The organism is Nocardioides koreensis (genome assembly GCF_039531775.1).
GTDB classification, from domain to species: domain Bacteria; phylum Actinomycetota; class Actinomycetes; order Propionibacteriales; family Nocardioidaceae; genus Nocardioides; species Nocardioides koreensis.
On the sequence record NZ_BAAAQR010000007.1, the window covers coordinates 235,296 to 251,579 of the forward strand.

Consider the following 16,284-nt stretch of genomic DNA (forward strand, 5'->3'; position numbering starts at 1 on the left):
CTCACCGGCGTGGCGCAGGCGACACCCGTCAGCCCTCGCCGGGTCGCCTCAGGCGGGTGGGCGACCCGCCTCGAGCCGGGTCCTGATGGCCAGCACGTTGTCCACGTAGTGACGGGTCTCGCCGTAGAGCCCGTGCGACCGCACCGCACCGAGTCCCTGGTAGTAGGCGCCCACCAGGTGCCGTCGCGAGCCGGTCTCGTCACCCAGCACCCGCAGCAGCCGCACCCCGGCGGTGGCGTTGTCGGCCAGCCGGTGCAGGTGCAGGCGTCGGCCCTCGTAGAGCGACATCCAGGCGCCGGTGCTGGGCAGCACCTGCATGGCGCCGATCGCGCCCGCGTCCGAGCGCCGGCCCATCTGCCAGCCCGACTCCTGCCACGACACCGCCAGTGCCAGCTGCGGGTCCACCCCGTGCCGGAGCGCGGTGCGGGCGACCGTCCGCCGCACGCTGGCGGTACCGGGCGGTGCGGGCGCCGGCGCAGCGTGGTGCTGGGGCGCGTGCTGCTGGGGTGCGTGGTGCTGGGGTGCGGAGTGGTGCCGCGGACCGTGCTGTGCCGACTGGTGGCGGGGCAGGGCGGAGAGCACCACCGGGATCTCGAGGTGCTGGCCCACCCGGATCGCGCCGCCCGCGCCGAGGTGGTTGTGGGCGATCAGCTCGGCGGTCCAGGCGTGGTAGCGGACGGCCAGCCCGGTCACCGTCTCGCCGGGATGCACCCGGTGGTCCAGGATCCGCCGGCCGGACGGCAGGTCGCCGTCGGTGGCCTGCGCGGGGGCGGGCAGGAAGCACATCGCGAGGCCGGCCAGGCCGGCCGTGATCAGTCGTCTCGTGGGGGACATCGGGTCGACTCCCTTCGTGCCGGCGCGGCACCCGGGTCCCGAGCGAACCCGGCGGGGAGAGCCGCGGACGACGCTCGACCGTAACCCGCGGACCGGTGTGGCTCAAGTGACTGCTGTTACGTAGGAGGCCGCGCATGGGCCACGGTTTCGTCCGCGGCGGAGCGAGTGGAAGAGTGGAACCCATGACTGAACCCAGACTTGCCGACGCCGACCTGGGCGCGCTGGTTCCCGCGTGGATCGACTGGGCGGAGACCGCCCGTCAGCTCGGGGTGACCGTGGGCAAGGTCCGCACCATGATCCGTGAGCACGAGCTCGCGGCCGCCGTGCCCGCGCCGGGCGCGGGCCAGCAGGTCCCCGCCGACTTCGTCCAGGACGGCCTGGTCGTCAAGGGACTGCCCGGGCTGCTGACGGTGCTGCACGACGGCGGGTACGACGACCGCGAGTGCATCGCGTGGCTGTTCACCGACGCCGCACTGCCCGGCCGCCCCATCGACGCGCTGCGCGAGAACCGCGGCTCGGAGGTGAAGCGCCGGGCCCAGGCGATGGCGTTCTGACGCCCCACCCGTCCCGGTCGCAGGTCAGACCGCCCGGTCGGTCGCCGCGGAGGCGAGGTCGCGCAGGACGGCGCGGGCCCGGTCGTCGACCTCGGCCCGCTCCAGCGCGGTCACCGCACGCCCGGCCAGCTCGGTGATCACCGACTCGACCTGGTGGTGGGCGCCCGAGCCGTCGATGATGCCGCGCAGCTGCTCCACGGCCGCCTCGCCGAGCGGGGTGCCGAGCGAGGTGTGCAGGAGCTTCGCGTCCTCGGGTTCCGCGGCGTCGAGGGCGAGCGCGACGAGCACCGTGCGCTTGCCCTCGATCAGGTCGTCGCCCGCCGGCTTGCCGGTGGCCGCCGGGTCGCCGAAGACGCCGAGCAGGTCGTCGCGCAGCTGGAACGCCTCGCCCAGCGGCAGCCCGAACGCCGTCAGCTCGGACATCGTCCGCGGGCCGGCGCCGGCGAGCGCGGCGCCGATGTGGAGCGGGCGCTCGATGGAGTACTTCGCGGACTTGTAGCGCAGCACGGTCATCGCCGCGTCGACGTCGGCGAGGCCCCGGGCCTGCACCGAGACGTCCAGGAACTGGCCCGCGATCACCTCGGAGCGGCAGTGGTCGAAGACGTCGAGCGCCGGGGCGACCTGCGCCAGCGGCAGGCCGCAGCGGCGCAGCATCTCGTCGGCCCAGGTCAGCAGCAGGTCGCCGAGCAGGATCGCCGCGGCCGCGCCGTACTGCTCGGGGACACCGCGCCAGCGCGCCTCCCGGTGGTCGGTCTCGAACTGGCGGTGCGTCGCGGCCCGACCGCGACGGGTGTCGGAGGCGTCCATCAGGTCGTCGTGGACCAGCGCGCTGGCGTGCAGCAGCTCGAGCGAGGCGCAGGCGCGGATGAGCGCGTCGTCCTCCTCGGGGCGCGTCGCCAGGTCGGGAGCGAGCGCGAGGGCCCCCCAGTAGCAGAACGCCGCGCGGAACCGCTTCCCGCCGGAGACCGCGGCGCGCGCCTCGTCCAGGAGGCGGGAGGCGTCCGGGCCCAGCGGGGCCAGCCGTTCGGCCTGCTCGTCGAGGAACGCGTCGAGCGCGGCCTGGACGCGATCGCGGAAATCTGCGCTGTCCCACCCGCTGCTCGTCACGAAAAGAGGGTAGAGGGGGCTCTTGTCCCGTGGACAACGGGCCCGGAGGCTCCCGTGGCTACCTACACTCGACGCCATGAACGACGACCGCGCCCAGAGCATCGGGGAGCTCATCCGTGGCGGAGGGCGCTCGTTCTCCTTCGAGTTCTTCCCGCCCAAGGACGAGGCGGGGGAGGACCAGCTGTGGCGAGCGATCAGCGCGCTGGAACCAGCCGGGCCCACCTTCGTGTCGGTCACCTACGGCGCCGGGGGCAGCACCCGCGACAAGACCGTCCGACTCACCTCCCGCATCGTCCGCGAGACCTCGATGACGCCGATGGCGCACCTGACGTGCGTCGGGCACACGCGCGCCGAGCTCGAGTCGATCCTGGACTCCTACGCCGAGGCCGGCGTGCGCCACGTGATGGCCCTGCGCGGGGACCCGGCCGACGGCCCCCGGGCCCCCTGGGCGGCCACGCCTGGCGGGCTGAACTACGCGACCGAGCTCGTGGAGCTGGTCAAGGGGCGCGGCGAGTTCACGGTGGGCGTCGCCGCCTTCCCCGAGGGGCACCCCTGCGCGGAGTCCCTGGACCACGACGCGGACGTCCTCGTCGCGAAGGCGCGGGCCGGGGCGGAGTTCGCGGTCACGCAGATGTTCTTCCGGGCCTCGGACTACTTCGGCCTCGTGGACCGGGTCCGCGCCCGCGGCGTGGACATCCCGATCCTGCCGGGGATCATGCCGATCCTGAACCTGAGCGCAATCCGCCGGCAGGGTGAGCTGATCGGCGCCGACGTCCCCGAGGACGTCGTGTCACGGATCTCGAAGCTCGACGGTGACGCCGCGGCGCTGCGGGCCGAGGGGATCGCGGTGGCCGTCGAGCTGTGCGAGCAGCTGCTGGCCGGGGGCGCGCCCGGGCTGCACTTCTACACGCTGAACCGGTCGAAGGCGACGCTGGAGATGTTCGAGGCGCTGCGCCTGTCGGCGTAGGCAGGGACGGACCCGAACGCCGTGGCCGGCCGTCGTCAGGCGGGCCCGACCGCCTGTGCCACCAGCGAGGCGGACAGCCCCACGAACGGCAACCCCGCCCCCGGGGTCGCGTGGGCACCGGCGGCGAAGACGCCGGGCACCGGCGTCGCGGGCCCGAGCCGCTGCCGCACCGTGCCGCGGCCCTGCCAGAGCACCCCGAGCGGCGAGCCGCCCCAGCGCTCGACCAGGTCGCGGGGGGAGCGGTCGACGCGGGCCACGACCTGGTGGCGGACGTCGATCCCGTGTCGCGCCAGCGCGCGCAGCACGTCCTCGGCCAGCCGGCCGCGCCCGTGCACCGTCCAGCCGGTGTGACCGTCCGGCGCCCGGCCGCCGGTGCGCACCACCAGCATCGGGTCGCCGTGCAGGACCGTCTCGTGCGGCAGGGCCGGCACCTCGCCCTCCAGCCCGAGGTGGACGACCACCGGCGGGATCGCCGGCATCGTCCGCTGCACGAAGCCCGCCAGTGCGGGGAGCCGGCGCGGGTCCACCGCGCAGACCACGACCTCGGCGTCCACCTCGCCCGCGTCGGTCGCGACAGCCACGACCCGGCCCTCACGCAGGACCAGGTCGGTCACCTCGGTCGAGGTCCGCACGTCCACCTTGCGGGTGGCCAGCCGCTGCTCCAGGGCGGCACCGAGCGCGGCCATGCCGCCGGTCACCGTCCACGCGCCGAACCGCTGCTCGACGTACGCCGTCACCCCCAGCCACGCGGGCACGTTGCGCAGGTCGTGCCCCTCGGCGACGAACGGGTGACCGGCGACCAGCCGCAGGCGCTCGTCCTTGAACGTCCTGCGCAGGCGTTTGTGCAGCACCTCACGGCTGTCCAGCCGGGCCGCCAGCTCGCGGGGCAGCGCGTCGGGCTGCCAGGGGTGCTCGAGGTAGTCGCGGCGCAGCACCTCCCAGTCGTCGGCGTAGGAGGCCACGTGGTCCACCCAGCGTCGGCCGAGCCCGGGCGCGAGGCCGTCGAAGGCGGCGATCTGGGCGGCCCGGGAGCCGCCGGGGACGGCGACCGCGGTGCCGTCCTCGAAGCGGTGCTCGCGGACCAGGTCGAGCTGGACCAGCTCCAGCTCACGCTCGACCGGGCGCCCGGACTTGCGGAACAGGTCGCGGACCACCGCGGGGAGCAGGGTGTACGTCGGCCCGGCGTCCCAGGCGAAGCCGTCCTCCGACTCCTCCACCAGCGCCCCGCCGAGGCTCGCCGACCGCTCGAGCAGGGTCACGGCGTGGCCGAGCTTGGCCAGCCGCGCCGCCGAGGCCAGGCCGCCGAAACCGCCACCGACCACCACGACGCGCGCCATGGCGCCACACCCTACGGCCCGGTCCTACTGCGCGGCGGCGGCTCCCGCGCCTCGCAGGTCGGGCGCGGCCTCGAGGGCGCCGAAGTCCGAGCCGTACTCCCGGTCGACGAAGGCCAGCAGGGCGACGTTGAGGTCGGCCAGGCGCTCGCCCGGGGCCAGCGCCACGCAGGGATCGACCTTGGCGAAGAACCCGGCCGCGGTGTCGGCCACGACGAGGGTGTTGCCGGTCTCGACCGTCGAGCGGGTGAACGAGCGGCCGTCCCAGGTGACCGGGAAGCTGAAGTCCCCGCCCACCTTGGGCCCCTCGGCGACGGCGACCGCCTTGCCGGCCCGCTGGGCGTCCATCAGCCCGACCAGGCTCTCGAGGTCGTCCACGCCGAGGTCCGGGTCGACCCCTGCCACCACGGTCGCCTGCAGGAACGAGAAGAACCTCCGGTCGACCTCGGCGACGGTGGTCGCCCCGGCCGACATCCGGGTGTTGAGCTCGGTGGGCCGGAACCCGTCGGCGGTGAGGACGCCGTCGATGCCGAAGGCGCCGCGGTAGCCGTGCGCCTTGCGCAGGTGCGCGCCCACACGGCGTACGACGTCGCGCATCTCCTCGCGGTCGGCGGCCGGCGGGTCCCAGAACGTGCCGAGCCCGCCGTAGACGAAGCGCCGGGTGGCGGGTTCGCGCAGCATCGCGATCTCCACCGGCCGGAACGCCGCGGTGCCGGTGTCGAGGACGAAGCCGTGGATCGAGCACGGCACCCCGTCGAGGAACGGCATCACCCGGATCCGGTCGCAACGGGGCAGGAAGAAGGCGCGGGCCGCCGCCTGGTCGCGGCGGTCGACGACCCAGCGCACGTAGTTGCCGCCGCCGTTGAAGCCGTCGCGGGCGTCCCCGGACCACACCGCACCGAGCGGTCCCGCGACCTGCTCGGTCGCCTCGGCGAGGGCGCGCTCCTCGACCGGCACGATCAGGTACGGCGCGCAGGCGACGTCGGCGGCCGCCCAGATGTCGTCGGCCAGCATCTTGTCCTCGAGGGCGAGGAACGACGCCGGACGTCCGCCGGTGACCGGCCTGCCCAGGATCGGCTCGTCGGTGGTGACGAACGGGCTGGTGTACCAGACGCCGCGCCGGTCGGGGTCGAACGCCTCGACGGCAGCGACCGCGTGCGGGGGGAGACGCCGGGCCAGCCGGTCGTGGGCGCGCAGCTCGTCGGTGACCGATGCGGCCGCCGGTGGCGCCACCTCGACGACGACGCACTCGTCCTCGGCCGGGACGCGCCCCGCGCCCCGCGTGGTCGAGACGACCAGCACCGGGCTGCCGAGCTCGCGCACCCACTCGACGACGGGGGTGAAGCCGGCGAGCACCCCCGGACCGATGATCACCGGGCGGCCGGCGAAGAGCGCGGCCAGGCGGCCGGTCACCTCCGCCCGGGCGGCGGGGTCGGTCAGGCGGTCCGAGAGCTCCATGGCCTGACGTTAGTGAGGGCGGCCGGACGTCGCCATGGGTTTACGTCCCGGTGGCTCGCGCCGCTTCCACCTCCGCCAGCCGCGCCGGACCAGCCGCGCGAGCAGGAGCAGCAGCACCAGGCCCGCCGCGAGCAGCAGCCCGGCGACCGCCGCGGCGCCCCGGGGGTGCTCGAGGGCGAACCACACCACCGTCAGGACGGTGACGTCCTCGGCGATGCTGGCGGCGATGTTGGTGACGGGCTCCGGGGAGGAGTTGATCGCCAGCCGGCCCCCGGCCTTGGCGAGGTGGGACAGCAGCGCGGTGCCGCCACCGACGACGCCGAGCACCGCCCCGTCGAGCGAGTCGGCCTGCCCGGCGATCAGCACGCCCACGACGGCGCCCGTCGTCGGACGGATCGCCGTCGAGACGGCGTCCCACGTGGAGTCGACGTAGGGGACCTTGTCGGCGACGAACTCGAAGGAGTAGAGGACGAATGCCACCGCGAGGACGTCCCAGCGTCCGAGCACGTCAGGGACCTCGGCGAACCCGCCGACCCGGTCCGCGATGCCGAGCACCAGCACGACCAGGTAGGCGTTGACGCCGCTGGCCCAGCCGCTCGAGAACGCCAGCGCGAGGGAGTCCACGGGTCAGCGGGCCCGCTCGACGATCCCGGCGAGCGTCTCGGGGTCGCGGGCCACCACGCTGGTGCCGTCGGCGGCGGTGATGATCGGCCGCTGGATCGTGGCGGGGGAGGCCACCATCGCGGCCAGCCAGGCGTCGCGGTGGGCCGGCTCACGTGGCAGGTCGATGCCGGCCTCGGCGGTCTCCTTCGGGCGCGCGACGTCCCAGGGCTCGAGGCCCAGCCGGGCGACCACCTCGCCGAGCTCGGCCGCCGTCGGCGGGTCGTCGAGGTAGCGGCGCACGGTGTAGTCCACGCCGGCGGCGTCGAGCTCCGCGGTCGCCGCGCGGCACTTCGAGCAGGCGGGGTTCAGCCAGATCTCCATCAGTCGACCTCGATCCCGGTGGCGCCGGTGAGGGACAGCAGCTCGTCGTACGACGTGGAGAACACCGCCGCGGGGTGGCCGGCGGCGGCCCACACCACGTCGTACTTGCGCAGCCAGGAGTCGAGGTACGTCGGCACCGGTGCCGGGTGGCCGATGGGGGAGACCCCGCCGATCACCTGGCCGGTGTGCTCGCGCACGAACTCCGGCTTCGCCCGCTCCAGGCCGGCGACCCCGAGGCGCTCGGCGGTCGCGACGGTGTCGACCCGGTGGGCGCCGGAGGTGAGGATGAGCACGGGGGAGCCGGCCGCGTCGAAGAGCAGGCTGTTGGCGATCGCACCGACCTCGCAGCCCAGCGCCTCGGCGGCCAGTGCGGCGGTGTGGACCGAGTCGGGGAGAATGACGACCTCACCGGTCCCTCCACGTCGGCGGTGCTCGTCTCGAAAGCGGCTGATCGTGGGGTGCTCGGTCGACATACTGCGACCCTAGCCAGAGGCGGGGTCGTCCGTCCGTCCCGGTTTGCGTGGCGCGTCGTGTCGGGCGGGGAGCCCGGACGCGCGTGAGAGGAGAGTGCATGAGTCGGCAGCAGCCGCGCTCGGTGAGCGGTGCGACCTGGACCCTGGGAGGGCTGGTGGCCCTGAGCGGCCTGACGGCCCTGCTGACGGTCCTCATGCGCGACGACCTGGTGCGTGCGTGGGCGACCGGTCACCCCGACGAGACGGGGGTCAAGCCGCCGTCGTTCGTCCCGGTCGCGATCGTCCTCTTCGTGGTGTTCGCCCTGCTCGCGGGCGTGCTGCTGATGTTCTTCCGCAACGGGCACAACTGGGCCCGGCTGTCGTTGACGGGCCTGGTCGCCTTCATGGCGGTCGCGACGCTCGCCGGGCTGCGGACCGGCCCGCCGGCGCTGTTCCTGGCGGTCTCGGTGGTCTCGGTGGTGCTGGACGTCGCGCTGCTGTTCTTCCTGTGGCACCGCGACACCAACGCCTACATCCGGAACGCCTGGCTGGCCTCGCACTCCGACACGTCGGGCTCGCGACCCTCCTGACGTCGCCGACCGGGCGGCTGCGCCCGTCCCGGTCCTTTCTCCGGTCGGTCCCGACCGGCTCTTGACGCACTGTCCGTGCCGAGGTGTAGCGTTCGTGGTGTTCGAACACGCGTTCGAACGCCGCTCGGCGGGGACGACCTCGACCCCCGTCCCCGCCGGGGCCGGCCCTCGGGCCGGCCGGGGCGAGAGGGGTCGGTGTCCGGGGTCGAGGCGAGGGTGCGGCAGGAAGGCGGCCAGATGAGGCGGTACGAGGACCCCGTGGAGGTGCGCAGGGGCTGGGTGACGGGTGTGGAGGGCCCGGAGCAGTTCCTGTGGCGCGGACGGTTGTGGAAGGTGCGCGCGGTGGTCGCGCACTGGGTGGAGACGGCGCCGTGGTGGCAGTCGTCGGGCGTGCGGGCGGTGGTCGGCTCCGAGGAGGCCGTGACCGACCCGTCCGGGGTGGCGGCTCCGGCCGGTGACCTGCTGGTCGAGCGCGAGCTGTGGCGGGTCGAGGCCGGGCGGGGCGCGGGGCCGGCCGCCGGGTCCGAGCCCGACGGGGGCGGGGTCTTCGACCTCTCCTTCGACTGGAGCGACGGTCGCTGGCAGCTCGTCGGCTGTGTGGACTGAGGGGGAGGGATGAGCGTTCCGAACCCCTATGCCCTGCCGGCCACGACGCACTCCTACCTCGCCCGCGCGGCCGAGTCGCTGAGCGAGGCGATGGCTGCGACCGAGGTGCCGGAGCGCTACGCCTGTGCGCACGTCGCCGCGCTGCGGGCTGCGGCGGCGCTGCTGGCCGCGCGTGCGCACCCGGCGCCGGCGCGTCGGCGGGCGCAGAAGAACGCCTGGGTGCTGCTGGCCGAGGTGGCGCCCGAGCTGGCCGAGTGGGCCCGCTTCTTCGCGGCCGGTGCGAGCAAGCGCGCCGCGGCCGAGGCCGGCTCGTCCCGTGCGGTCAGTGAGCGGGAGGCCGACGACCTGGTCCGCGACGCCGACCGCTTCCTCGCGGTCGTCGAGCAGGCCCTCGGGCTGGTGCCGCACGCGCCGGCGCGGGCCCAGGTCGTGCGGCACGTGAGCTGAGCTGGCGCCCGGTGGGGGCGCGAGGTAGAGTGGAATCGTTCGAACAGATGTTCGAGCAAGCAGTCAGGGGTCGAGCCGGCTGAACGCGCAGGAGGCGACCCGTGTCCGATCCCTTCCCCCATCTCCACGTGGCCTCGGGCTACTCCCTGCAGTACGGCGCGTCCCACCCGCACACGCTCGTCGAGCGGGCCGTCGAGCACGAGATGGACACCCTGGCGCTGACCGACCGGGACGGCACCTACGGCGCGGTGAAGTTCGCCAAGGCCTGCCTGGCCGCCGGCGTGCGCCCGGTGCTGGGGGTGGACCTGGCCTACCGGCCGGCACTCACGCCCGCCGCTCACGAGGTGCGCCCCACCCGCACCCCGGTGCGCGGCGGCGCCTTCCGCGACCCACGGCTGCCGCGCGTGACGCTGCTCGCTGCGGGCCGGGCAGGGTGGGCGGCGGTCTGCCGGCTCGTCTCGGCCACCCACCTGGCGGGGGAGCGCGGGACCCCCGTGCTCGACCCGGGCTCCCCGATGGTCGCCGAGCTGCTCGGCTCGGGCGACCTGCTGGTGCTGCTCGGCCCGGCCTCCGAGCTGGGGGCGGCCGTCACCCGGCGCCGCGACGACCTGGCCCACGCCGCGCTCGCGCCTTGGCGCTCCCTCGTGCCGAGGGAGGACCTCCTCGTCGAGCTGGTCTCCCACCGGCTGGGCGCGGCGGGCGGCAGCTGGGGGCCCGGGACCACCCCCCACGCCGCCCGGATGGCCGGGGTGGCCCGGCAGGCCGGCCTCGAGACGGTGCTCACCAACGCCGTCCGCTACGCCGACCGCCGCGACGCCCCCACCGTCGACGTCCTCGACGCCGCCCGTCGGCTGGTCGCCCTGGGCTCTGCTGACCTGCGCCACGTCGGCCCCTCCCACTCCAGGGGAAACGCGGAGGGGTTCCTCAAGTCCGGCAAGGAGATGGCCGAGGTCGCCGAGGAGATCTGCCGGCTCGCCGGACTGGCCACCGACCCGGTCCGGGAGGCCCGACGGCTGCTGGCCCGCACCCGTGCCGTGGCTGACCGGTGCGCGCTCGACCCCCGCGCCGACCTCGGCCTGGGGGAGGTGCACTTCCCGGAGTTCCAGCTCTCCACCGGTCACGGGGCCGGCCACGTGGGCGAGGGGTCGAGCGCCGACGGCCTGCTCCGGGCCCGCTGCGAGGGCGCGATCGGGGACCGCTACGGCTCGGCGCCCCGGCAGGTCGTCTGGAAGCGGCTCGACGACGAGCTGGAGATGATCCGCGAGCTCGGCTACGCGTCGTACTTCCTCACCGTCGGCGACGTCACCGACCTGGTCCGGGAGATGGGGGTGCGCTGCGCGGCGCGCGGGTCGGGCGCGGGGAGCCTGGTCAACTACCTGCTCGGCGTCTCCGGCGTCGACCCGATCCGGTACGGGCTGCTGATGGAGCGGTTCCTCTCGCCGCTGCGACAGGCGCTGCCCGACATCGACGTCGACGTCGAGTCGGCCCGCCGGCTGGAGGTCTACGAGCGGATCCTCGACCGGTACGGCGGGGAGCGGTGCGTGTGCGTCTCGATGATGGACACCTACCGGGTCCGGCACGCCGTCCGCGACGTCGGTGCCGCGCTCGGCATGCCGCCGGGGGAGATCGACGCGATCGCCAAGGCGTTCCCGCACATCCGGGCCCGCGACGCCCGGGTGGCGCTGCGCGAGCTGCCGGAGCTGCGGGCGAGCGGCCTGGGCGAGGAGCGGCTCGACCTGATGTTCCGGCTCGTGGAGCGGCTCGACGGACTGCCGCGGCACATCGCGGTGCACCCGTGCGGGGTGCTGCTCTCCGACGCCACGCTGCTCGACCGGACGCCCGTGGAGGCCAGCTACGCGGGGTTCCCGATGAGCCAGTTCGACAAGGACGACGTCGAGGACCTCGGCCTGCTCAAGCTCGACGTGCTCGGCATCCGGATGCAGTCCTCGATGGCCCACGCCCTCACCGAGATCCGGCGGGTCGACGGCGTGGAGATCGATCTCGACGACGAGGCCCAGGTGCCCTTCGACGACCCGGCGACCTACGCGATGATCTCGTCCGCGAAGACCCTCGGCGTCTTCCAGATCGAGTCGCCCGGCCAGCGCGAGCTGGTCGGGAAGTCCGGCATCGAGAGCTTCGAGGAGATCATCACCGACATCTCGCTGTTCCGGCCCGGCCCGGTCAAGAGCGACATGATCACGCCGTACCTCGACGTCAAGCAGGGCTGGAGGGCGCCGTCCTACCTCCACGAGGACCTGCGCCCGATCCTCGAGCAGACCCACGGCGTGGTGGTCTTCCACGAGCAGGTCATCGAGATCATCGCCCGGTTCGCGCGCATCACCAACGCCGAGGCCGACGAGAAGCGGCGCGCCCTCGGTGACGTCGAGGGGATGGCCGACACGAAGCTGTGGTTCTTCCCCCGCGCCCTCGCCCACGGCTATCCGCTGCCGGTGGTCGAGGGGGTGTGGAAGGTCCTCGAGGCGTTCGCGTCCTTCGGCTTCTGCAAGGCCCACGCCGCGGCGTTCGCGCTGCCGACCTACCAGTCGGCCTGGCTCAAGGCGCACTGGCCGGCGCACTTCCTCGCGGGCGTGCTCACCCACGACCCGGGCATGTACCCCAAGCGGCTGATCCTCGAGGACGCCCGCCAGCTCGGCATCACCGTCCTCGGCCTCGACGTGAACGCCTCGGCGAAGGAGTACTCCGTGGAGGAGATCGGCGACGAGGACGCGTGGAGCGACGACGACGCCGCCGGCGGGCGCCCGGGCGGCGCGTACGGGATCCGGCTGGCGTTGGCGGAGGTGAAGGGGATCAGCGAGGCGGAGGTCGAGCGGATCACCGCCGCCCGCCCCTACTCCTCGCTCTCCGACTTCTGGCACCGCGCCCAGGTGTCCCGGCCGATCGCGGAGCGGCTGGTGCTGGCCGGTGGGTTCGACTCGATCTACGGCATCGGGTCGGCGCTGGTCGACGGCGTCCGCCGCCGGGGCCGGGTCACCCGCCGCGACCTGCTGCTCCAGGTGGCCGAGCTGGACCGGCACGCCCGCGCCCTCGAGCGGGCCGGCCGCGGGCGCGGCCTGACGGGGCGGAGGTCGCCGGTCGTGCGGGGTGGGGCCGCCGCGGCGCAGGCACGCGCCGAGGAGGCCGCGGCCCGCAACAGCACCGACCCCGGCACCCGGGACGCGGCGCCCGCGCTGGAGCGGCACCCGCTGGCCGAGGCGGGGGTGTGGGCGAGGGCCACCGCCCAGTCCCGGGCCACGCCGCCACCGCGCCCGGTGACCTCGGTGCAGCTCGCGCTCGACCTCGGGGACGCGCCCGGCGAGGGCGGTGAGGCGGTGAGCGGGCTGCCGGAGATGGACGCCGAGGAGAAGATGCGGGCCGAGCTCGAGATCCTCGGCCTCGACGCCAGCCGGCACGTCGTCGCCACCTACGCCCGGTTCCTCGACGAGCTCGGGGTGACCCGCAGCCAGGACCTGCTCTCCCGCAGGAGCAAGGCCGAGCTGCTGGTCGCCGGGGTCAAGGTCGCGACCCAGACCCCGCCGATCCGCTCCGGGCGCCGGGTCATCTTCCTGACCCTCGACGACGCGACCGGCCCGGTCGACGCGACGTTCTTCGAGGACGCCCAGGGGCCCTACGCCGCCACCGTCTTCCACTCCTGGCTGCTGGTGGTCCGCGGCGAGCTGCGTCGCACCGGCCGGCGCGGCGTCTCGCTGCGGGCGACCGGCTGCTGGGAGCTGCCCGAGCTGTTCGCCCTGTGGCGTTCCCGCGGGGGCGGCGACGCCGGGCTGGACGCCGTCCGCGAGGCGATGGCCGTGGTCCCGGAGGGTTTCGCCGGGGTCGGAGAGGCCGCCGTCGCCGGGGCCGCGGAGAGCCGGGCCACCCGGCCGGTGATGGCGCGCCCGCAGACGTTCGACTCCGAGGAGTCCCCGCACCACAGTGCTGCCGGCGGCATGGGCCGGCGGCGGGTGCTGGTGCACTCCAGCGGCTTCAAGCTCTCTCCGTACGCCGACATCAAGCCGGCCGGCGACTCCAGCAAGGACGTGGCGCGCAAGCTGTGGCACCGCAGCCCCGGGAGCGCAGGATGATTCCTCTCCGGGACGCCCTAGGGTGTGGGGCATGCCAGCCACCGATCGGCCCAGCGACCGGCCCAGCGACCGGCCCAGCGAGCGTCGGGGCGCCGCCCGGACCGCCGTCGTGTGGGACGCCCTGCTCCCGGTCCTCGGTGACGAACCCCGCGACGTCCTCGACATCGGCGGCGGCACCGGCGGCTTCGCGGTGCGGGTCGCCGAGCTCGGCCACCGGGTCACGGTGGTCGACCCCAGCCCCGACGCGCTCGCCGCGCTGGCCCGCCGCGCCCGCGAGCAGGACGTGGAGGTCGCCGGACAGCAGGGCGACCTGTCGACCCTGCTCGGCCTCACCGGCGGCGACAGCGCCGACGTGGTGCTCTGCCACGGGGTGCTCGAGGTCGTCGAGGACCCTGCCGCCGCCCTGGCCACGATCCGCGAGGTGCTGCGCCCCGGCGGGACCCTCAGCCTCCTGGTCGCCCAGCGGCACGCCGCCGTGGTCGCCCGGGCGATGGCCGGCCACTTCCAGCAGGCCCTGGCCCTGCTCGACCCGGCCGCGCACCGCGACGTCGCCCACGGCCGGGCCGGACGCCGCTTCAGCCACGACGAGGCCGTCGCGCTGCTGGAGGGTGCCGGTTTCGAGGTCGTCTCGGTGCACGGGGTGCGCGTCTTCGCCGACCTCGTGCCCGGCTCCCTGCTCGACCTCGAGCCCGGTGCCACCGCGGCCCTGGTCGAGCTCGAGCACGCCGTCTCCGAGCGGTCCGAGTACCTCCCGCTCGCCACGCAGCTGCACCTGCTCGCGCGCTGACGCGGGAGCCGCCGAGTCGGCGGTGACGGGAGGATCGACGTGACCTCCGCCAGCGCTCCGGCCACGCCGATCCTGCACGTCGACATGGACGCGTTCTACGCGTCCGTGGCCACCCGCGACCGGCCGGACCTGTGGGGAGTCCCCGTCATCGTGGGCGGGGGGTCTCGCGGGGTGGTGCTCTCGGCCAGCTACGCCGCGCGCCAGTACGACGTGCGCTCGGCGATGCCGATGACCAGAGCCCGCCGGCTGTGCCCGCAGGCCGTGGTGGTGGCACCGGACTTCGAGCTGTTCGGGCAGGTCTCCTCCTCGGTGATGGAGAGCTTCCGGCGGGTCACCCCGCTGGTGGAGGCGCTCTCGCTGGACGAGGCGTTCCTCGACGTGCGCGGGTCGACCCGGCGGCTCGGGTCGCCGCTGGAGATCGCCGAGCAGCTGCGCGCGACGATCCACGACGAGCAGGGCATCACCTGCTCGGTCGGGGTGGCGGCCGCGGTGTCGGTGGCCAAGCTCGCCAGTCGGCGGGCCAAGCCCGACGGGGTGGTGGTCGTCCCGCCCGAGGAGATCACCTCCTTCCTGCACCCGCTCGACGTCGGTGAGCTGTGGGGCGTGGGGGAGAAGACCCGCGCGATGCTCCACCGCCTCGGCCTCGTCACGGTCGGCGACGTCGCCCACACCCCGCTGCGCACCCTGCAGCGCGCGGTCGGTGCCGGCCTCGGCAGCCATCTCCACGAGCTGGCCTGGGGAGCCGACCGACGGGCGATCACGCCACGTCGCGGCCCCGACGAGCCCGACCGGTCGATGGGGGCCGACGAGACGTTCGGGCGCGACACCGACGACCGCGAGACGATCCTGCGCGAGCTGCTGCGGCTCTCGACGAAGGTCGCCGGCCGGATGCGGGTCGCGGGGGTCGCGGGACGCACCGTCACGATCAAGGTGCGGTTCGCCGACTTCACCACGATCACCCGTTCCCGCACGTTGCCCGAGGCCACCGACGTGACCCAGGACGTCTACCGCGCCGCCAGCCGCCTGTACGACGCCCTCGGGCTGCAACGTGCCCGGCTCCGGCTGGTGGGGGTCCGGGTCGAGGGGCTGGTCCCGCGGGAGACGGTTCACCGGCAGCTGGTCCTCGGCGAGAGGGAGCACGGCTGGTCCGACGCCGACCGGGCGGTGGACCGTGCGACGTTGCGGTTCGGGACCGCCGCGGTGCGTCCCGCGAGCCTGCTGTCCTGAGCCCGAGGCCGTCGCCCGAGACTCCCGGCACAGATCGGTCACGAATTTCTTCAACCCGGCTACCGCGATCACCACCGGCTGCCTAGACTTGAGGCACCCCAAGGCCGTGCACATCGACTGGCTTGAGTTCGACCCGTGGAGGAACCGGTGCCGCTCTCGGAAGAGGAGCTCCGACTGCTCGAGCAGATGGAACGCGCCCTCGTCGAGGAGGACCCCAAGCTCGCCTCGACCCTTCGCGGCACCTCGCTGCGTCGCTCGGCACGACGCCGCGCGATCATCGCGGCCGTCTGCTTCGTGATCGGCGTCGTCGTGCTGATGACCGGGGCGATCGCCCGGATCACCCCGGTGGGCATCGCCGGCTTCGTGATCATGCTCGGCTCGGCCACGATCGCGGTCGCCGCGGTGCGTGGCCAGCAGGGCGGCTCCGCCGAGCCCCGCTCCACCGGCCACCCCGCCCACGGCTTCACCGTCATCGACGGCGGCCGCTCCGGACGGATCCGCCGCCCGCGCCGCTCCCGCTCCAACGGCTCCTTCATGGAGCGCATGGAGAGCCGCTGGCGCCGCCGCCGCGAGGAGAACGGCGGCTGGTGACCGCTCGGCCTCACCGACCCGTCGCTTCTTGACGCTCAGCTCGCCGACCCGTCGTCACTTCCGGGCCGTCCCGGGTCCGGTCGGCTGAGCCCGCGACGGCTCGACGTCGTACGCCCCCGAACAAGCGACGGGTCGGCGAGGGGTCAGACGCTATGGCGTGGACCGCACGTCTTCGGTGAGCGTGGGCTCCGCGTGGTTCATCCCTCGATAGTTCATGGTCAAGCCGGCGTGCGGGCCGGCGTCAACGTCGTTCATGCTCGCTGCGCT

16 protein-coding genes are annotated in these 16,284 nt (G+C 74.5%); 9 read left to right on the top strand and 7 right to left on the bottom strand.

Going from position 1 to position 16,284, the window contains the following annotated elements; all coding sequences use genetic code 11:
* Nucleotides 1-48: 48 nt before the first annotated feature.
* Nucleotides 49-834 carry a lytic transglycosylase gene (locus ABD268_RS13365; RefSeq protein ID WP_344152808.1) on the bottom strand — a complete coding sequence of 262 codons (786 nt, stop codon included), beginning with the start codon at nucleotides 832-834 and terminating at the stop codon, nucleotides 49-51.
* Nucleotides 835-1,016: 182 nt separating this feature from the next.
* Between ABD268_RS13365 and ABD268_RS13370 the strand changes: the two genes are divergently transcribed.
* Entirely contained in the window at nucleotides 1,017-1,388 is a 372-nt protein-coding gene (locus ABD268_RS13370; RefSeq protein ID WP_344152811.1) for an Rv2175c family DNA-binding protein, read from the top strand.
* Nucleotides 1,389-1,412: 24 nt separating this feature from the next.
* Here the strand turns inward: ABD268_RS13370 and ABD268_RS13375 are convergent, their stop codons facing one another.
* On the bottom strand, nucleotides 1,413-2,495 hold the full coding sequence (locus tag ABD268_RS13375) for a polyprenyl synthetase family protein (protein WP_344152814.1): 1,083 nt from the start codon (nucleotides 2,493-2,495) through the stop codon (nucleotides 1,413-1,415).
* 76 nt (nucleotides 2,496-2,571) lie between these two features.
* Here ABD268_RS13375 and metF point away from each other — a divergent pair, with 76 nt between their 5' ends.
* Entirely contained in the window at nucleotides 2,572-3,462 is an 891-nt protein-coding gene (metF, locus tag ABD268_RS13380; protein ID WP_344152817.1) for a methylenetetrahydrofolate reductase [NAD(P)H], read from the top strand.
* Nucleotides 3,463-3,497: 35 nt separating this feature from the next.
* Here metF and ABD268_RS13385 read toward each other — a convergent pair whose 3' ends face one another.
* From ABD268_RS13385 to ABD268_RS13405, 5 genes are read right to left on the bottom strand one after another with little or no spacing between them, the layout of a single operon-like run.
* A complete protein-coding gene (locus ABD268_RS13385; protein ID WP_344152820.1) occupies nucleotides 3,498-4,799 on the bottom strand; it encodes a phytoene desaturase family protein in 1,302 nt (433 codons plus the stop codon).
* A gap of 24 nt (nucleotides 4,800-4,823) precedes the next feature.
* The gene (locus ABD268_RS13390) at nucleotides 4,824-6,254 is read right to left on the bottom strand and encodes a hypothetical protein (RefSeq protein WP_344152823.1); all 1,431 of its coding nucleotides are present in this window, start codon (nucleotides 6,252-6,254) and stop codon (nucleotides 4,824-4,826) included.
* Between the two features lie 9 nt (nucleotides 6,255-6,263).
* The gene (locus ABD268_RS13395) at nucleotides 6,264-6,878 is read right to left on the bottom strand and encodes a DUF4126 domain-containing protein (RefSeq protein ID WP_344152826.1); all 615 of its coding nucleotides are present in this window, start codon (nucleotides 6,876-6,878) and stop codon (nucleotides 6,264-6,266) included.
* Nucleotides 6,879-6,881: 3 nt separating this feature from the next.
* A complete protein-coding gene (locus ABD268_RS13400; protein WP_344152829.1) occupies nucleotides 6,882-7,238 on the bottom strand; it encodes an ArsC/Spx/MgsR family protein in 357 nt (118 codons plus the stop codon).
* A complete protein-coding gene (locus ABD268_RS13405) occupies nucleotides 7,238-7,711 on the bottom strand; it encodes a YbaK/EbsC family protein (protein ID WP_344152832.1) in 474 nt (157 codons plus the stop codon). Before ABD268_RS13405 ends, ABD268_RS13400 begins: the two co-directional genes overlap by 1 nt.
* A gap of 98 nt (nucleotides 7,712-7,809) precedes the next feature.
* Between ABD268_RS13405 and ABD268_RS13410 the strand changes: the two genes are divergently transcribed.
* The 7 genes from ABD268_RS13410 to ABD268_RS13440 all read left to right on the top strand — a co-directional run bounded on the left by ABD268_RS13410 (nucleotide 7,810) and on the right by ABD268_RS13440 (nucleotide 16,017).
* Nucleotides 7,810-8,280, top strand: a complete 471-nt coding sequence (locus ABD268_RS13410; RefSeq protein WP_344152835.1) for a hypothetical protein — start codon at nucleotides 7,810-7,812, stop codon at nucleotides 8,278-8,280.
* Nucleotides 8,281-8,517: 237 nt separating this feature from the next.
* Nucleotides 8,518-8,886: a DUF6504 family protein gene (locus tag ABD268_RS13415; protein ID WP_344152838.1), complete on the top strand. Its 369-nt coding sequence runs from the start codon at nucleotides 8,518-8,520 to the stop codon at nucleotides 8,884-8,886.
* Nucleotides 8,887-8,895: 9 nt separating this feature from the next.
* Nucleotides 8,896-9,333, top strand: coding sequence for an SAV_6107 family HEPN domain-containing protein (locus ABD268_RS13420; RefSeq protein ID WP_344152840.1), 438 nt, complete (start codon nucleotides 8,896-8,898; stop codon nucleotides 9,331-9,333).
* Nucleotides 9,334-9,434: 101 nt separating this feature from the next.
* Complete coding sequence (locus tag ABD268_RS13425) at nucleotides 9,435-13,412, top strand: DNA polymerase III subunit alpha (RefSeq protein ID WP_344152843.1); 3,978 nt, start codon at nucleotides 9,435-9,437, stop codon at nucleotides 13,410-13,412.
* Between the two features lie 31 nt (nucleotides 13,413-13,443).
* Nucleotides 13,444-14,199: a methyltransferase gene (locus tag ABD268_RS13430; protein ID WP_344152846.1), complete on the top strand. Its 756-nt coding sequence runs from the start codon at nucleotides 13,444-13,446 to the stop codon at nucleotides 14,197-14,199.
* A gap of 39 nt (nucleotides 14,200-14,238) precedes the next feature.
* Entirely contained in the window at nucleotides 14,239-15,426 is a 1,188-nt protein-coding gene (gene dinB, locus ABD268_RS13435) for a DNA polymerase IV (protein ID WP_344152849.1), read from the top strand.
* 147 nt (nucleotides 15,427-15,573) lie between these two features.
* On the top strand, nucleotides 15,574-16,017 hold the full coding sequence (locus tag ABD268_RS13440) for a DUF3040 domain-containing protein (protein ID WP_344152852.1): 444 nt from the start codon (nucleotides 15,574-15,576) through the stop codon (nucleotides 16,015-16,017).
* The last annotated feature ends 267 nt before the right edge of the window (nucleotides 16,018-16,284 follow it).